Here is a 16,446-nt window from a genome sequence, read left to right on the forward strand (position 1 = left end):
GCTCAGCCTTCCTGTGCTGGTACGGGTCGTAGGGGCGCGTCGGCCGCGGCCGGCACGGCCGCCGCGGCGGCCGTCTCGACGATGCCCTGAGCGGCGTTGCGGGCCTCGGCGCGCTCCGCGAGGACGCGCACGGCGCTGTCGAAGCGCGACAGCGAGGTCGGCTCGTCGGGGCCGAGCAGGTAGTGCTTCAGCTCACCGCGGGCCGCGGTGAGCGGGTCGGTGTCGGGGGCGTGCACCGCCTGGAGCAGCTCGTCGAGCCCGGCCGCGTCGTTGTCGAGGATGACGGCCGCGCGCACGGCGGTGTTCTGCCGCCGGAACTCCTCGGCGCCCAGGGCGGCCGAGTCGGTCACGGCGTACGGCTTGCCGCTGGCGATGAAGTCGGACACGACGCTGGAGATGTCGGAGACGAGGGCGTCCGACTCGTTGAAGCAGTCGAACAGCAGCGGCTCGGGACCGGTGATGACGCGGTGCTCCCACCAGCCGCGCGCGCTCCAGTACGCCTCGTTCCACTCCGCGCGGCGGCGCTCCTCACCGGCCGCCTGGTCGGCGGGCGTCATGGCGTCGCGGGACACGGACGCGTCGTCCCAGGCCGCGGCGAGTACCGTGCCCGCCCCGCCCTGCTCGGCCATGGCCCGCAGGCGCGCCTGGGCGCGTTCGCGTTCGGCCGCGGTCTCCTTGGCCGCCTCGGCCCAGCGCGGGTCGGCGGCGCGCTCGGCGCCCGCCTGCTGCATCATCGCGACGATCCGCTGGTGTACCGCCCCGGCCTCGGGATTGCGCGAGCCGGTGAACGGGTGCGGCTTGTACAGCACGCGAACGGGCCGCTCGGCGGCCAGCAGCCGCCGGATGATGTTCTCCCCGGCCAGCAGCAGCGAGGTGTTGCCCGGCTCGTCGGTCCAGCCCTCCCACGTCGGCGCGTACAGCACCGTCGGGATACGGCCGGCGGGCACGCCGCTGGCCGGCGCGATGGGGGCCAGCTGCGGGCGGCCGACCTCCACGATGTCCTCGTCCCGGACCCCGACATCGGCCAGCGCGTAACGGTCGCGGCCGGCGCGGCCCGCGGTCCACACCTCGTCGTACGCCTTGGCGTACGGGTTGATGCTGGCGATCTTGTCGCTGTCGCCGTGCCCGATGAACACGTGCTTCATGGTGGGCACGCGCAGCAGGTGCAGGTTCTTGCCGACGTTCGCCGGGTAGAGGCCGACGCGCAGCATCGACAGGTCCATGTTCATCAGGTCCACCGCGCTCGGCACGCACACCACCGGCACGGTGGTGGTGGCCAGGCGCGTCAGTATGGACCGTTCCCGCAGGATGACCAGCGGCCTGGCGTCGAGGCCCGCCATGGTGTCCAGCCACATGTTGACCTGGTACGCGGAGTCCTTGGAGCCCGAGAAGTACAGGGCGACGGTCGGCCGGTGCGTGCGCAGCCAGCCGTCGAACCATTCGAGCGTCTGCTCCTTGGGCGGCGGCAGCCGCTTCGCGCGCAGGAACGGCAGCAGCGCCACCAGGTAGAGCAGCACAAGGCCCACCGACACCGCGGTCCCCGCGTAGCCGAAGGCGGCGGTGTCCGCGGCCACGGCGAGCACGAGGCCGGCGAACATCGGGACCTCGGTGTGCAGCACCTTCTCCACGGCGCGGTGCGTCAGCCAGCGGGGCGGGCCGTCCGGCACCGGCAGCGTGGACAGGTCGATGTTGCGGGTGGCGATCGGCAGGCGGCGCTTGCGGCGCAGCGTCATGATCAGCGCCGTATGCGGCGCCTGGAGGCCGTAGCACGCCAGGAAGCCGACGATCGCCGCGTAGAAGATCGTCTCGCCCGCCCAGTCGGTGCGGGCCAGCAGCAGGACGAGCAGCAGCTGGCGCACCAGGAACCGCACGGTCAGGCCGACCCTGGCCTTGCCCATGCGCACCAGCAGGTAGCTGCCCCTGCGGTGCAGGTAGTGGTCGCCCGCGTAGGAGAGCACCGCGGCGACGGCGAAGGCGCCGGTGGCCGGCAGCAGCGCGGTCACGAGCATCCCCGCGTAGCCGGTGAGCAGCACCAGCGCGGCGGTCAGCTCGGGCCCCGAGGCGACGCCGACGAGCCTGCGCAGCAGTCCGCCCGTCATGCCACCTCCCCGTCGACCTGCACGTCCAGGGCGGCGGCCAGGGCCCGTTCGAACGAGCCGGCCTGGCTGGCGTCCGCGGTCGGGTCCTGCTGGCGGACGTCGATGACGTGTCCGGTCATCGGCGAGAGCAGCACGTCGAGCGAGGTGCGGGCGACGGCCTCGGAGGACAGCAGGGTGCCGGCGGGCTCCTCGCCGAACGCCTTGGTCCGCATCGGCGTGGCCGTCCGCTCCGGGTTGACGCAGTTGACGCGGATGCCGTCGCCCGCCCACTCGTCGGCGAGCGCCTGCGTGAGGTTCACCATGGCGGCCTTCGTCGACGAGTACAGGCTGTACTCGGCGCGGCCCCTGGTGTAGCTGCTTGAGGTGTAGAGCAGCAGCTGGCCGCCGCTCTCCGCGAGGTACTTGTGGGCGGCGCGGGCGATGCGCACGGGCGCCAGGTAGTTGACCTTCAGCGCCTCCTCGATGGCGGCGTCGTCGGTCTCGGCGAGCTTCCCGATGCGCAGCACCCCGGCGGTGTTGACGACGAAGTCGATGCGGCCGGTCTCGGCGTAGGCCCGCTCCAGGGCGTCGGAGACGTCCTCCTGCTTCTCCACGTGGGTGCCGGTGGTGGAGCGCCCCAGCGCGTAGACGGCCGCGCCGTAGCGCTCCGCGAGGTCGGCTATGTCCTTGCCGATGCCGTAGGAGCCGCCGAAGACGACGACGGTGCGGCCGGTCAGCTGCTCGCGGTAGGCGTCCTCGTCGGACTGGGCGGGCGCGGCGGTGGAGGCCAGCTGGAAGAGCTTGTCGGCGATGAACACGTCCACCGGCTGCGTGACCTTCATGTTGAACTCGTCGCCGGAAACGACGTGGATCGGCACGTCGGGCAGGTACTTCAGCACCACGGAGCAGTCGTCCGTGGCCTGGAAGTTGGGGTCCTCTGCGGCGATCTCGTAGGCCCGGCGGATCGTGGAGAGGCGGAAGGCCTGCGGGGTCTGCCCGCGGCGCAGCCGCGAACGGTCCGGGACGTCGGTGATGAACTCGCCGTCCTCCCCGTGGGTGCGCGTGACGATGATGGTGTCGGCGGACGGTATGGCGACGTCCACGGCCCGGTAACGGTCCAGCGCCGCCACGCAGTCGCTGATCACCCGGCGGGACAGCAGCGGGCGCACGGCGTCGTGGAAGAGAACGTTGCGGTCCTCCCCCTCGGCCAGGCCCTCGCCCAGCACCTCGATGGCGCGCCGGGTGGTCTCGTTACGGGTCGCCCCGCCCTCGACGACGCGGGTGACCTTGGTCAGACCGCCCTTGGCGACGATCTTCTCCACGTCCCGCGCGTAGCCGGGAGCCATCATGACGAGGACGTCGTCGATGTCCTCGGCCTCCTCGAAGATGGCCAGCGTGTGCTCGATGACGGCTTTGCCCGCGACCTTGATCAGCTGCTTCGGTATCGAAAGCCCCACGCGCTGACCCGTTCCACCGGCGAGCACGACTGCGGTGGTGTGTGGGGACGGGCCGTCTGGATGGATGGTCAAGGAAGCTCCTGCCGGGTATCAAGAAGTGTCGCCTACGCGAGGAGAAGGTTAACCCCAGTAGAAGCTTGACCCCTAAGCCGGATGAACCGTTGTCGGCCGTTACCGCTTTGTGACAGCCCGGATCACCCAGCGAGGCCACCCGCGAGTCGCACCATGCCCGTTATTTCAGTCAAATGGGTCGAATTCCTCGAATTCCCGCTGAACGGCGTCCCTTCGCTGCGCCTCGCGGTCCCGGCGGCGGGCGGCGGCCGGCCGCACCACGTTCAACCGGTGATCCTCGCCACGCCGGCCGAGCATCTCCGCGCCGCCGCTGACCGACGGCTCCCAGTCGAAGACCACAGCGTCCTCGTCCCCGCCGATGATCACGCCGTCGCCCTCGTGCGCGCCCGCTCTGATCAATTCGTCCTCGACACCGAGCCGGTTCAGCCGGTCGGCGAGATAGCCGACGGCCTCCTCGTTGGCGAAGTCCGTCTGACGCACCCAGCGCTCCGGCTTCTCGCCGCGCACGCGGAAGAAGCCCTCGCCCTCCGGGGTCACGGTGAAGCCCGCCTCATTTACCGCCTTCGGCCGGATCACAATGCGCGTCGGCGTCTCCGCCGGCTTTGCCGCGCGGGCCTCGGCGACCAGCGCACCGAGCGCATAGGAAAGATCGGCAAGACCCTTGCGCGATACCGCGGAGACATCGAATACCTGGTGACCTCGGGCTTCGAGATCGGGACGCACGATGTCGGCGAGATCCTGCCCCTCCGGGATATCCGTCTTGTTGAGCACGACAAGGCGCGGCCGGTCGTCGAGACCGCCGTACTGGGCCAGCTCCGCCTCGATCACGTCGAGGTCCGTCAGGGGGTCGCGTTCCGATTCCAGCGTCGCGCAGTCGAGCACGTGCACCAGCACCGAGCAGCGCTCCACGTGCCGCAGGAATTCGAGGCCGAGGCCCTTGCCCTCGCTCGCGCCCGGGATCAGGCCCGGCACGTCCGCGACCGTGTACACCGTGCTCCCGGCGGTGACCACGCCCAGGTTGGGCACCAGCGTGGTGAAGGGGTAGTCCGCGATCTTCGGCTTGGCCGCGGAGAGCACCGAGATCAGCGAGGACTTCCCGGCCGAGGGGTAGCCGACGAGCGCCACGTCCGCGACGGTCTTCAGCTCCAGAACGATGTCCCGCTCCTCGCCCGGCTCGCCGAGCAGCGCGAAGCCCGGCGCCTTGCGCCGCGGCGAGGCGAGCGCCGCGTTCCCCAGCCCGCCCCGGCCGCCCTGCCCCGCGACGAACCGGGTGCCCTCACCGACCAGGTCCGCCAGCACCTCACCGTTCCCGTCCAGCACGACCGTGCCGTCCGGGACCGGCAGCAGCAGGTCCTGACCGTGCGCCCCGGTGCGGTTGCCGCCGCCGCCCGGCTTGCCGTTGGTCGCCTTGCGGTGCGGCCTGTGGTGGTATTCGAGCAGCGTCGTGACGTCCCGGTCGACGACGAGGATCACGTCCCCGCCGCGCCCGCCGTCGCCGCCGTCAGGGCCGCCGAGCGGCTTGAACTTCTCGCGGTGCACCGAGGCACAGCCGTGGCCGCCGTTCCCCGCGACGGCATGCAGCTCGACGCGATCGACGAAGGTGGTCATGACGGTGCCTCCAAGCACAAACGATCGGCCGGAACGAAAGCCGGCGATCTGGGAACGACTAGCGACGAACGACGAACGACGAATGCCGAACTGTCTGAGGGGTAAACACGGGCGAGGGCGGACCTGCTTCCCGGCGTGGGAAGGCGGTCCGCCCTCGGAGTGTGCGTCGGTCGGCTGCGGCTACCGCGCGGCCGGCACGATGTTCACGACCTTGCGGTCACGGTGCTTGCCGAACTGCACGGTGCCCGCCTGGAGCGCGAACAGCGTGTCGTCGCTGCCGCGGCCCACACCCTTGCCGGGGTGGAAGTGGGTGCCGCGCTGGCGGACCAGGATCTCACCGGCGCTCACGAGCTGACCGCCGAAGCGCTTCACACCGAGGTACTGCGGGTTGGAGTCACGGCCGTTCCGGGTGGAGGACGCGCCCTTCTTGTGTGCCATGTGTGCTCAGTCCCTTACTTCGAGGCCGGGGCGGGGATGTCGGTGATCTTCAGCTGGGTGTGCAGCTGGCGGTGACCCATCCGCCGACGGTAGCCGGTCTTGTTCTTGAACTTTTGAATCCGGATCTTGTCGCCCTTGTGGTGGTCGACCACCTCGGCCTGGACCTTCACCCCGGCCAGCACCCACGGGTCGCTGGTGACGGTCTCACCGTCGACGACGAGGAGGGCGGAGAGCTCGACGGTGTCGCCCACCCCGCTCGCCATCCGGTCAACCTCGATGACGTCGCCCACAGACACCTTCTGCTGACGGCCGCCGGTGCGCACGATCGCGTACACGCGGAACTCTCCCTCGCTCGATACGGAACCCCTGATGCCAGCAGCGGGCGGCAAACCCGGCCTCTCCCGGACGGACGCGGAAAGGAGCGTGCGCCGCGCGGGAGGATGAGTGCTCAGGGGGATGGCGGGCCTGATGACACGCCGATCGCCAAGGATACGGAGGCGTCAACAAGCCGGTCAAATCAGCCGGGTCCGCCGCCGCTCCCGCGGGGGCGGCGGCGGACCCGGGCACTCACTCCGCGGCCGTGGCGGACACCGAGGGCGGCTGCTGCTGCTCCGCCGCCGACGTGGACTTGGCCGCCTTCTTCGCCGTGGCCTTCGTCGCCGTCTTCTTGGCCGCGGTCTTCTTCGTCGCCGTCTTCTTCGTCGCCGTCTTCTTCGCGGCGGTCTTCTTGGCCGTCTTCTTCGCGGTCTTCTTGGCCGCGGTCTTGGCCGCCGACTTGGTTGCCGCCTTCTTCGCCGACTTCTTCGCCGCATTGGCCGTCACGACCGTCACGACCGCCTCGGTGGCGCCTTCCGGCGAACCGGCCGGGGCGGACGCCCGCCGCACGGCCCTGCGCCGCGGCGGCGCCTCGGACACGGTGCCGGTCTCCGGTTCCGGAACGGGCTCCGGCTCCCGAACGGGCTCGGGCTCGGTGGCCGCGACCACGACCACCGCGGGCTCCTCCGCGCTCCTCGGCGCACCGGCCGGGACGGAGACCTTACGGCTCCCACGCCGTCTGGCGGGCTCGGGCGCGGGCTCCGGCTCAGGCGCGGGCTCGGGTGCGGGCTCCGGCTCCTGCTCCGGCTCCTGCTCCGCCGCGGCGGACGGCTGCTCCGCGGTGACCACGGTCACCGCGCCCTCCCCCGCGGGACCGGCGGGCGCGCTCGCCTTGCGGGAGACGCGGCGCCGCCGCCGCGGCTCGGGCGACGGCTCCACCGGCTCCTCGACCGGCTCGACGGGCTCGACCGGCTCGTCCCGCTCCACCGTCTCCGGCGGCACGATCGGCTCCACCGGCTCGGCGCTCTCCGCGACCGCGGCCGGCGCGGGCTGCGCCTCCGCGGCCGCCGGCTGCGGCTCCTCCGCCGCGGCGGCCCGCGCCCGCTTCCTGCTCTTCTTGCCGCCGCCACCGCCACCGCCGCCGGGCGCGTGCACGTGGTCCGCGTGCACGATGACGCCCCGGCCGTTGCAGTGCACGCACGGCTCCGAGAACGATTCGAGCAGCCCCTGCCCGACCCGCTTGCGCGTCATCTGCACCAGGCCGAGCGAGGTGACCTCCGCCACCTGGTGCTTGGTCCGGTCGCGGCCCAGGCACTCGAGCAGCCGCCGCAGTACCAGGTCACGGTTGGATTCGAGCACCATGTCGATGAAGTCGATGACGATGATGCCGCCGAGGTCGCGCAGCCGCAGCTGGCGCACGATCTCCTCGGCCGCCTCCAGGTTGTTCCTGGTGACGGTCTCCTCCAGGTTGCCGCCCTGGCCCGTGAACCTGCCGGTGTTCACGTCGACGACGACCATCGCCTCGGTCCTGTCGATGACCAGCGAACCGCCGCTCGGCAGCCACACCTTCCGGTCCAGGGCCTTCATCAGCTGCTCGTCGATGCGGTACGTGGCGAACACGTCCACCTCCGACGTCCACCGCTGGAGGCGCTCCTGAAGGTCGGGCGCCACGTGCGCGACGTACCCGTGGATCGTCTCCCACGCGTCGTCGCCGCTGACGATGACCTTCGAGAAGTCCTCGTTGAAGATGTCGCGGACCACGCGCACCGTCATGTCCGGCTCGCCGTAGAGCAGCGCGGGCGCGTTGCCCTTCTTCGCCTTCTTGCGGATCTCCTCCCACTGCGCCTGGAGCCGCTCGACGTCCCGGGTCAGCTCCTCCTCGCTCGCCCCCTCGGCCGCGGTGCGCACGATGACGCCCGCGTTCTCCGGAACGATCCGCTTCAGCACCTGCTTCAGCCGGGTCCGCTCCGTGTCGGGCAGCTTGCGGCTGATCCCGGTCATCGACCCCTCGGGCACGTACACCAGGTACCGGCCGGGCAGCGAGATCTGGCTGGTCAGCCGCGCGCCCTTGTGACCGATGGGGTCCTTGGTGACCTGAACGAGGACCGGCTGCCCGGACTTCAGCGCGCTCTCGATCCGGCGCGGCCCGTTCCCGAGGCCGAGAGCCTCGAAGTTGACCTCGCCCGCGTAGAGCACCGCGTTGCGGCCCTTGCCGATGTCGACGAACGCCGCCTCCATCGACGGCAGCACGTTCTGCACCTTGCCGAGGTACACGTTGCCGACGTAGGAGGCCGACTGCTCCTTGTTCACGAAGTGCTCGACGAGGACGTCGTCCTCCAGCACCGCGATCTGCGTGCGCTCGCCGCTCTGCCGCACGATCATGACCCGCTCGACGGACTCCCGGCGCGCCAGGAACTCCGCCTCGGTGATGATCGGCGCGCGGCGCCGCCCCTGCTCGCGGCCCTCGCGGCGGCGCTGCTTCTTCGCCTCCAGCCGCGTCGAGCCCTTGATCGACTGCACGCCGTCCGAACTCTCGGTCGCCTCGTCCCGCTTGCGGCGCGGCTCCCTGACCTTGACGACGGTGCGCTCCGGGTCGTCGCCCCCGGCGCCGTCGCCCGAATCGCCGCTGCGCCGCCGGCGCCGGCGCCGACGCCGCGAGGAACCGCCGCCCTCCGCCTGCTCCTCGGCCTCCGCCTCGGCGTCCTCGTCCACGTCCGCGTCCGAGTCCTTCGCGGTCTCCGCCGCGCCGGACTCCGGCTCGGCCTCCGCCCCGGGTGTGGTCTCCTCCTCGCCGTCCCCGGCGCCGGTCCCCGCGACTGCCGCCGCGGCACGCTCCGCGGTCTCCCCGCGGCGCCGCCGCCGGCCGCCGCGGCGCCGCCTGCGGGCCGGACGGTCGGCCTGCGACTCGTCCTCCTCCTCGGCGACGTCCTCGATGTCCTCGACGTCCTCGACGTTCTGCTCGTCCTCGTCCTCGGGCTCCTCCGGCCCCGCCGCCTCCTCGGGCTCGGCTGCCGGAGCGGCGCTGCGCACCGCCTCCTCGGCGGCCCGCTGCGGAGTCTGGAACATGGGCGCCTGGAACACCGGCGCCTGGAACACGGCGGTTGCCACCGGCACCGCCGGGGGCGGGGGCGTGTCGCTCTCGTCCGGCACGGCAGCCGCCTCGGCCTCGTCCGGCACCTCGGCCACGGCCTCCGGCTCCGCCGCCTCGCGCGCGGACCGCCGCCGCCTGCGCGACGTGGGCGCCTCCACGGCCTGCTCCGGCTCCTGCGCGGTGATCTGCGGCTCCTCGGCGGGCGTCTCCGCCGCCTCGCCCGCCGCACGCGCCGCCCGGCGCCTGCGCCGGGGCGCGGCGGGCTCGGGCTCGGGTTCGGCGACCGGTTCCGCGGCCGCGGGCTCCTCCACCGCCTCGGGCACGGACGCGGTGCGGCGCCGCCGCCGCGCGGGCGCGGCCTCCGCGTCCGCCGGCTCCTCGGCCGCCGCACGACGCCGCTTGCGCGCGGGCGCCGCCTCCTCCGCGGACGGCTCCTCGGCCACCGCCTCCGCGGCCACCGGCTCAGGCGCCGACACAGCACGCGTCGCACGACGCCGCTTCCGCGGCGCAGCACCCTCCGGCTCCGCCTCCACGGCCACCGGCTCCTCGGCCGCCGCACGACGCCGCTTGCGCGCGGGCGCCGCCTCCTCCGCGGACGGCTCCTCGGCCACCGCCTCCGTGGCCACCGGCTCAGGCGCCGACACAGCACGCGTCGCACGACGCCGCTTCCGCGGCGCAGCACCCTCCGGCTCCGCCTCCACGGCCACCGGCTCCTGCTGCGGCTCCTGCTGCGCTTCCGTCTCCGGCTCGGACGCGACGCGCGTCACACGGCGCCGCTTCCGCGGCGCAGCCTGCTCGGCCTCGTCCGTCCTGCTCTCCTCCACCGCCACCGCCACCGCGGCCGGGGGGCCGGCCGGGCGGGTCGCCGCCCGGCGGCGCCGGGGCGGGAGGGTGTCACTCGGTGTGGTGTTCTTGTCCGTTGTCGTAGTGGTCGCGGAGGTGTCCCCGGTGCGCTCGGCACCGTTCGGCCCCACGGATTCGTTGGCCTCGTGCATGCGGGCGGTTCTCCCGTCACGCTCCCGGGCGCCTCACCGCCTAGCGGGCGCCGCTCGAGAGCTGTCGTATTACTCGCCGGTTCCGGACCACTGGGTCCGGCTACGGCGAAAGTCTGCTGGTCGGTGCGCCGCCCGGAACAGCCCGGCCCGAGTGGCTCCCAGGCCCCCGGCCGTTCTGCGGCACAGCAACGGCATCGCTATCCGGTGACCCCCGGCGCCGCCGCGGCCTGCTGTCCGGCGGCCCTGGTCAGGGCGGCTTCGGCAGCGTCGCGGTCAGGCGCGAACGGGTCGGTCACCGTGCCGTTCTCCTCATCGAGTGGCCCCTGCGCCAGCCTGGTCACCGCTACGGGGACCGGCGGCGCCAGGTCGGCCTTAGCGCGGAGACCGGACAGGACGTCGTCGGGTCGTACGGCAGGGGTAAGGTGCCGTACTACCAGGCGCAGTATCGCACAAGGCTGGGTGTCAGGCCCATGGGACCCACCTGCTGCCGTTCCCGGCGACACCGTGGCGAGCGACACGACGGCGGCGCGGGCGTCGAAGGCCCGCAGTCCCTTCTTCGTCCGCCGCTGCACCTCGACGGCCTCGGCGGCCAGAAAAGCGGCGACCGCGCGATCCGCGTCCAGGGGCTGCACGCCGTCCAGCCGCAGCTCCCACTGGGACGCCTGCAACTGCTCGGCGAAGTCGGTGGTGCGGGCCTCCACCATGTCCACGATGTCGAGGCCGTCCGGCAGCGAGGCGTCGAGACGGGCTCTCAGCTCCTCGACGTCGCGCCGCTCGGTCAGGGCGATCTCCAGGTACTCCGCCTCGCTCGCCGTGCCGGTCGGCGCGGCGTTCGCGTAGGAGACCTTGGGGTGCGGGGTGAATCCCGCGGAGTACGCCATGGGTACCCCGGCCCGGCGCAGGGCGCGCTCGAAGGCGCGCTGGAAATCGCGGTGGCTGGTGAACCGCAGGCGGCCCCGCTTCGTATACCGCATCCGGATGCGCTGCACCGCGGGAGCGGGCGGCGGGCCTACGGGCTGTCGCTTGCCCAGTGGTCTTCAGTCCCTCGTACGAAACTCTCCGGCCCGGTCATGGGCCGTTGCTTACTCCCAGGTTACGTCCCACCGGTGGCTATCCAGTACCGCAGCTTCTCCCCCCGCCGGTCCTCGAAGACCCCGCCGCACGCCTCGATGACCTTCCGTGACGCCACGTTGTCGTGGTCACAGGTCACCAGCACCGGGTCGTGCCCGAGCCGGCGGGCGAGCGGGAGGGACGCGCGCAGCATGCCGGTGGCGTGGCCGCGGCGGCGCGCGGAGGGCCGCACGTCGTAGCCGATGAGCCCGCCCCAGTCGAGCAGCCGCCGGGTGAGCCGGTGGCGTATGGACAGGCGGCCGAGGAACGTGTCCCCTTCGACCCACCACAGGATGGTGGCACGCACGAAGCCCGGCGGTGGCAGGGTGTCGCTGCGGGCCGCGGCTATGTTCTCCGCGACGTACTGGGCGAACGTCTCGGGGTCCTGCCATCGGCGGCCGAAGACGGAGATGTCGCGGCCCAGCATGGAGTTGTCCTCCAGGGTGCCGCGCCCCTCCGCCTCGAACTCTTCCACCGCTTCGAGAAACGAGGCGTGGACCGCGGTGGTGGGCTGGATGAGCTGGGGCACGGCCTCATCGTCCGCCGCACCGCCCGCCACGGCAACCCGTACCCGGCCGGCGGCCGGCGGCTTCTTCCAAGACCCGGAAACCATCACGACCGTCCTGCCCTCACCCGCGCCTGAGCGGGGACGGCGGCCGCCCCGCCGTGGATCAGGCGACCCTACACGGCCCGCGCGGCTCCCGGCCCCTTCGGCGGCCTTCAGCCGAGCTGCTCGGCCACTCCGGGGCCACGGACGCAGCGGAGCCGCGACGTGTTCGGCGCCGCAGGCCTGCAGGCGGGCAACGACGTCGTCGACGGCGAACATGACGCGGCGGATACCCAACGCGTTCGCCGGCTCCTGGCTGATGCCCACCGGCCGGTGGGTCCGCAGCCGGGCGATGTCCTGCCGGACGCCGTGGAGCCCGATGACACGTTCCACCCGGCACCCCGCACACGGCGCCAATGACGCCAGTTACGCTTCGTCACTACCGCTTATGGGGACAGAGCTTTCACCTCGTGCCAGGCAGGCGTCGAAGCGCTCGCGGAAATCCTCGCGGCCCTGGGCATGGACGTGGCCCCGGTAGACCCGGTAGGCAACGGTGCTCACATGTGCCCGACAGACCGGGCACAGGCTCAGCGGGCAGAACGCGCGGGAGCGTGAGCCAGGGTGCAGGGCTGGTGAGCCGGGCCTCGCGCCGCACCGCAGGCCCGTCGGTGAGGGCGGAAGAGGTGTCAGGACTGGTGCGCCGTAGAGGCGCTGCCGGTGATCCGGTCGAGGTCGTGGGTGGCCTTGGCGAGGAGGTCGAGCATGGCGAGCTCCGCGCGGGCGGGGTCCTGGTCGCGGATCGCATCGAGGACGGCCCGGTGGCTGGGGACGGGGTCGTTGGCCTGATCGTGGGAGTGGACGACCCGGTCGCGTTCGCGTAGCCCGGGCTCAAGGAGGAGGTCCATGCGCGCGAGCATCTCGTTGCCGGTGGCACAGAGCAGGGCGCGGTGGAACGCGGCGTCGGCCTCGGCGGCGTCCGCGGAGAAGTGAGCGCGGGCATGGGTCATCGCGTCGAGCGCGGTCTCCAGCGCTCGCAGATCGCCTTCTGTCCGGTTGAGGGCCGCACGGTGAGCGGCGGCCGGCTCCACGATCGCGCGCACCTCGGCGAGGTCACGCATGAGGCGCTGTCCGGCGCCACTCTCGACCTGCCAGCGGATGATGTCCGCGTCGAGCAGGTTCCAATTGCTGCGCTCCCTGACGAAAGTTCCACGCTTCTGGCGCGCGTCTACCAGGCCCTTGCCGGCGAGCACCTTCATGGACTCGCGCATCACGGTGAGGCTCACGTCGAGTTCTTCCCCGAGGCCACGCATGTCGAGAGTGGCTCCCTCGGGCAAGTCACCGCCGACGATACGCAGGCCGAGGACGCGGACGACCTGCCCGTGAACGCCTCTTCCGGTGTACGACGCCATGGCGGGTCTCTCCTCGGGGTCTGCGCGGGCCCCAGATGTGGAGGCCTGGCACACCCACCCTAACAGTAGGTATTAATTATGAATACATCTTGACACTGCCCGGGGCTCCCTCCACGATGAACGCACTCCACCGAGCCGCTGCCCCGCAGGAGCCGCCTGTCATGTTGTCTCCGCATGTCCACGAAGCAGCCGCGCCCCTGGCGGGGCACCCGCCCATGGGCAGTTCAACCACCGCGTCGCACACACTGACCGTCGACAGCCAGACCCTGCTCCGGGACGGTCGTCTCTCGTCGCGACCCACCTGTTCCGGAACCAGCACGAGAACGAGCGCGGCACGTTCCGCTTCGACGGTGACCTCGACGTGCGCCGCTTTGTGACGCTTCGACAAGGCCGCCGTGTACCGCGTCACCATTCCGGCATCGGCTCTGGAAGGCGACGGGGAGGTACGGCTGAGGCTGCATTACACGGGCGACGCCGCCCGGGCCCGCATCGGCGGCCGGCTCGTCGCCGATCATTTCTGGTACGGCCCCGAGTGGGAGATCGGACTCCGCCGCTTCGCGGACGCGGCCGCTCGGCACGGTGCGGAGATCCGCGCCCTGCCCCTGGACCCGGCGTCGCGCATTTACGTCGATGCCTCGGTACGTGAAGGCCTGGACCCGGCTCGCAACCGGGCCGCGGTCGAAACCGCCGAACTGGCGGGTGCGCCACGCGTGTCCCTGCGTGGTGCGGGTGACGAGCGAGCGTGACCGCGAGGCGGAACGGCCGTCTGCCGGACGCTCGCGGGCCGGCGCGGCGCGGTTCGGGCGCGCACCGATAGGTCCGGCGCCGCCGTGCCGGCCCTGAGACCCGCCGGGTTGCCCCTGGATGTGGCAGGACGCCTCACCGCTGCGCGCCGTATGGCTCCGTGACTGATGCGCCTGCCCCCGATACCGGACCGTTGAGCGCCGCATGGCGCGTTGGTTCGGCTGATCCGACACGAGAACAGACGGAGGTCTGTATGTCATATGCACGACAAAGAAGTCGGCTGCGGGCACGCCTCACCGCGTTCGTACTCGCCGCCGCATGCCTGGCCGGACTCGCCGGCCCGGCGGGCGCGGCCACGCCGCACGACCAGGGCCACGACCGGCCCGGGCGCCCTGTGGCCGACGACGGATTCGCCGCCGGTGGTGACCTGACCATGCTCAACTGGGTCGAGGACAGCGGGGGCAGGTACTACGACGAGAACGGGCGACGTGTCGATCCCGTCCAGCTCATGGCCGCCAACGGCATGGACCTGGCCCGGCTGCGTGTCTACACGGCCACGGGGCCCGACCACCCGCGCATCGGCTACCCGGACTCCTACCTGCCCGAGGGCTACCAGGACAAGGCCGACATGCTCGACCTCGCTCGCCGGGTGACGGACAACGGCATGGAGACGCAGCTGACGCTCCACTACAGCGACTACTGGAGCAACGGCGCCATCCAGGACATCCCGAGCGAGTGGCGGGACGTCACCGACCTCCCCGACGACCAGGCGGTCGCCGCTCTCGAAGAGCATGTTCGCGACTACACCCGCGAGATCATGCTCGACATGAGGGACCAGGGAACCGTCCCGGCGTACGTCTCCCTGGGCAACGAGATGCAGGGCGGCATCCTTTTTCCCTATGGGACGACAACCTCGGAGCAGGGTTGGGAGAACCTGGCCCGGTTCCTGCGCGCCGGGTACGAGGCCGTCAAGGAGGTCTCCCCCTCGACGCAGGTGATCCTCCATCTCGACGACGCGGGCAACATGGACAAGTACGAGTGGTTCTTCTCCACCGCCGACGCCCATGGCATCCCCTATGACGTCATCGGCGCGTCGTACTACCCGTTCTGGACGCGTAAGGACATCCCGACCGTCTGCGCGTTCTTCGAGCAGCTCCACGAGCGCTTCGGCCGGAAGATCATGGTGATGGAGACGGGCATCAACTGGAACCAGGTCACTCATGACGGTGTCGAAGGACAGCTCACCGACAACGGCCCGGTGCCGTACCCCGAGACCCCGCAGGGACAGGCGGACTTCCTCACGGACCTGTTCAGGCAACTCAAGGAGGTGGACGACGGCGCGGTGATCGGTGACATCTACTGGGACCCGGTCATGATCCCCGCGCCCGGAGTGGGCTGGGAGGTCGGGCAGCCCAACGTCGTGAGCAACACCACGCTGTTCGACTTCCGGGGCCGGGCACTGCCCGCGCTGAGCGCCTACCGCACGGCATGACCGCCGGCGCCGGGCCCCGCTCTGCCTCAAGGCTGCCTCAAGGGGCGGGGCCCGGCGCACGTGCGGGCGTGGCACCAGGCCCGCTCTGTGTCAGGCGTGCGCGTCGGCGAGTGCGGCGGAGGCATACGCGGCAGGCGGGGCGACGACGGAGCACGGAGCGCCGAGCACCGCCCCGTCGCACGGGCCCGGGTCTTCCAGACCGAGCGAGGCGGTCGTCACGACGAGGCGGCGCCCGGTCAGGCAGACGCTGGAGGGCTGAACGGCCGGCACCTCCACGATCTTCAGCAGACGCCCGTCGGGGGCGTACCTCCTGACCTGTCCGGCTCGCCAGATCGCCGACCAGACGCAGCCCTGCGCGTCGACCGTCATGCCGTCGGGACTGCCCGTGTCGCGATCGATCTCGAACAGCGGCCGGCGCCCGGACAGTCGGGCCGTGCCGGGATCGACGGTGAACGCCTCGACTGTGCCGAGGGCGCTGTCGGCCAGGTACATGGTCCGCCCGTCCGGGCTGAAAACCGGGCCGTTGGGGATCGTCAGACCGTCCAGCACCGTTGTCACCGTGCCGTCGACGTCCAGTAGGTGCAGGGCGCCCGACCCCGGCGTGGCGTCATACGCCATGGTGCCGGCCCACATCCGCCCGGCCGCATCGCACGCCGCGTCGTTCATGCGCTGTGCGCCGCCCTCCCGGCGCGGCAGCGGAAACTCCCGAAGGACCCGGCCGGTCGGGTCAAGCACGGCGAAGGCCATGCCGGTCGCCGCGAGCCACCCCGCCCGGTCGCCGGTCAGCGGCAGGGGAGCGACCGCGCCCAACGGATCGGACAACCTGGCCAGCTGGGCCAGTTCGCGGCCCGGAACAGTCGGCAGCCGCAGCAGCCGGCCGGTGAGTATGTCCACCAGAACAACGGCGCCGTCGGGCAACAGCCGGGGCCCCTCACCGAGTCGGAGCCGCTCCGGAGTGATGGGGCGGAACGGGCCGATGTCCGTAGGTCCGTACACGGTCATGAGAAACCTTTCGCGTAAGCCGGGACAGGGAGCGCGGATCGTGCGAACGCGGCCGTCCCTCGGCCGGCGGGCCGACACGGGCTGTGCG

At 71.9% G+C, this 16,446-nt stretch carries 13 protein-coding genes; 3 read left to right on the plus strand and 10 right to left on the minus strand.

Going from position 1 to position 16,446, the window contains the following annotated elements; all coding sequences use genetic code 11:
* Positions 1-2: 2 nt before the first annotated feature.
* From RM779_RS31690 to RM779_RS31725, 8 genes are all read right to left on the minus strand, one after another.
* Positions 3-2,099, minus strand: a complete 2,097-nt coding sequence (locus RM779_RS31690; protein WP_311621240.1) for a hypothetical protein — start codon at positions 2,097-2,099, stop codon at positions 3-5.
* Positions 2,096-3,601 (minus strand): bifunctional cytidylyltransferase/SDR family oxidoreductase, encoded by a 1,506-nt coding sequence (locus RM779_RS31695; protein ID WP_311621268.1) that lies wholly within the window; start codon positions 3,599-3,601, stop codon positions 2,096-2,098. Before RM779_RS31695 ends, RM779_RS31690 begins: the two co-directional genes overlap by 4 nt.
* 171 nt (positions 3,602-3,772) lie before the next feature.
* Positions 3,773-5,215 (minus strand): GTPase ObgE, encoded by a 1,443-nt coding sequence (gene obgE / locus RM779_RS31700; RefSeq protein ID WP_311621242.1) that lies wholly within the window; start codon positions 5,213-5,215, stop codon positions 3,773-3,775.
* Between the two features lie 180 nt (positions 5,216-5,395).
* Positions 5,396-5,653, minus strand: coding sequence for a 50S ribosomal protein L27 (gene rpmA / locus RM779_RS31705; RefSeq protein WP_311621243.1), 258 nt, complete (start codon positions 5,651-5,653; stop codon positions 5,396-5,398).
* A 14-nt stretch (positions 5,654-5,667) separates the two neighbouring features.
* Positions 5,668-5,988, minus strand: coding sequence for a 50S ribosomal protein L21 (gene rplU / locus RM779_RS31710; protein WP_311621244.1), 321 nt, complete (start codon positions 5,986-5,988; stop codon positions 5,668-5,670).
* Positions 5,989-6,220: 232 nt separating this feature from the next.
* Entirely contained in the window at positions 6,221-10,054 is a 3,834-nt protein-coding gene (locus RM779_RS31715; protein ID WP_311621245.1) for an Rne/Rng family ribonuclease, read from the minus strand.
* Positions 10,055-10,251: 197 nt separating this feature from the next.
* The gene (locus RM779_RS31720; protein ID WP_311621246.1) at positions 10,252-11,043 is read right to left on the minus strand and encodes a TIGR03936 family radical SAM-associated protein; all 792 of its coding nucleotides are present in this window, start codon (positions 11,041-11,043) and stop codon (positions 10,252-10,254) included.
* 104 nt (positions 11,044-11,147) lie between these two features.
* Positions 11,148-11,693, minus strand: a complete 546-nt coding sequence (locus RM779_RS31725) for a GNAT family N-acetyltransferase (protein WP_311621247.1) — start codon at positions 11,691-11,693, stop codon at positions 11,148-11,150.
* Between the two features lie 243 nt (positions 11,694-11,936).
* On the opposite strand from RM779_RS31725, the gene RM779_RS31730 reads away from it, so the two are divergent.
* Complete coding sequence (locus RM779_RS31730; RefSeq protein ID WP_311621248.1) at positions 11,937-12,131, plus strand: hypothetical protein; 195 nt, start codon at positions 11,937-11,939, stop codon at positions 12,129-12,131.
* A 266-nt stretch (positions 12,132-12,397) separates the two neighbouring features.
* On the opposite strand, the gene RM779_RS31735 is transcribed toward RM779_RS31730, so the two are convergent.
* Entirely contained in the window at positions 12,398-13,120 is a 723-nt protein-coding gene (locus RM779_RS31735; RefSeq protein ID WP_311621249.1) for a FadR/GntR family transcriptional regulator, read from the minus strand.
* Positions 13,121-13,515: 395 nt separating this feature from the next.
* On the opposite strand from RM779_RS31735, the gene RM779_RS31740 reads away from it, so the two are divergent.
* Both RM779_RS31740 and RM779_RS31745 read left to right on the plus strand, forming a co-directional pair.
* Positions 13,516-13,866, plus strand: coding sequence for a hypothetical protein (locus RM779_RS31740; protein WP_311621250.1), 351 nt, complete (start codon positions 13,516-13,518; stop codon positions 13,864-13,866).
* A 251-nt stretch (positions 13,867-14,117) separates the two neighbouring features.
* The gene (locus RM779_RS31745) at positions 14,118-15,356 is read left to right on the plus strand and encodes a glycoside hydrolase family 53 protein (RefSeq protein WP_311621251.1); all 1,239 of its coding nucleotides are present in this window, start codon (positions 14,118-14,120) and stop codon (positions 15,354-15,356) included.
* Between the two features lie 90 nt (positions 15,357-15,446).
* On the opposite strand, the gene RM779_RS31750 is transcribed toward RM779_RS31745, so the two are convergent.
* Positions 15,447-16,358 carry an SMP-30/gluconolactonase/LRE family protein gene (locus tag RM779_RS31750; protein ID WP_311621252.1) on the minus strand — a complete coding sequence of 304 codons (912 nt, stop codon included), beginning with the start codon at positions 16,356-16,358 and terminating at the stop codon, positions 15,447-15,449.
* Positions 16,359-16,446 lie beyond the last annotated feature (88 nt).

Source organism: Streptomyces johnsoniae (genome assembly GCF_031845565.1).
Lineage (GTDB): Bacteria > Actinomycetota > Actinomycetes > Streptomycetales > Streptomycetaceae > Streptomyces > Streptomyces johnsoniae.

Bases quoted from the DNA above. Each gene is read 5' to 3' on its own strand.
- RM779_RS31690 (WP_311621240.1), bottom strand. From the start codon at position 2,099: ATGACGGGCGGACTGCTGCGCAGGCTCGTCGGCGTCGCCTCGGGGCCC.
- obgE (WP_311621242.1), bottom strand. From the start codon at position 5,215: ATGACCACCTTCGTCGATCGCGTCGAGCTGCATGCCGTCGCGGGGAAC.
- rpmA (WP_311621243.1), bottom strand. From the start codon at position 5,653: ATGGCACACAAGAAGGGCGCGTCCTCCACCCGGAACGGCCGTGACTCC.
- RM779_RS31715 (WP_311621245.1), bottom strand. From the start codon at position 10,054: ATGCACGAGGCCAACGAATCCGTGGGGCCGAACGGTGCCGAGCGCACC.
- RM779_RS31735 (WP_311621249.1), bottom strand. From the start codon at position 13,120: ATGGCGTCGTACACCGGAAGAGGCGTTCACGGGCAGGTCGTCCGCGTC.
- RM779_RS31745 (WP_311621251.1), top strand. From the start codon at position 14,118: ATGTCATATGCACGACAAAGAAGTCGGCTGCGGGCACGCCTCACCGCG.
- RM779_RS31750 (WP_311621252.1), bottom strand. From the start codon at position 16,358: ATGACCGTGTACGGACCTACGGACATCGGCCCGTTCCGCCCCATCACT.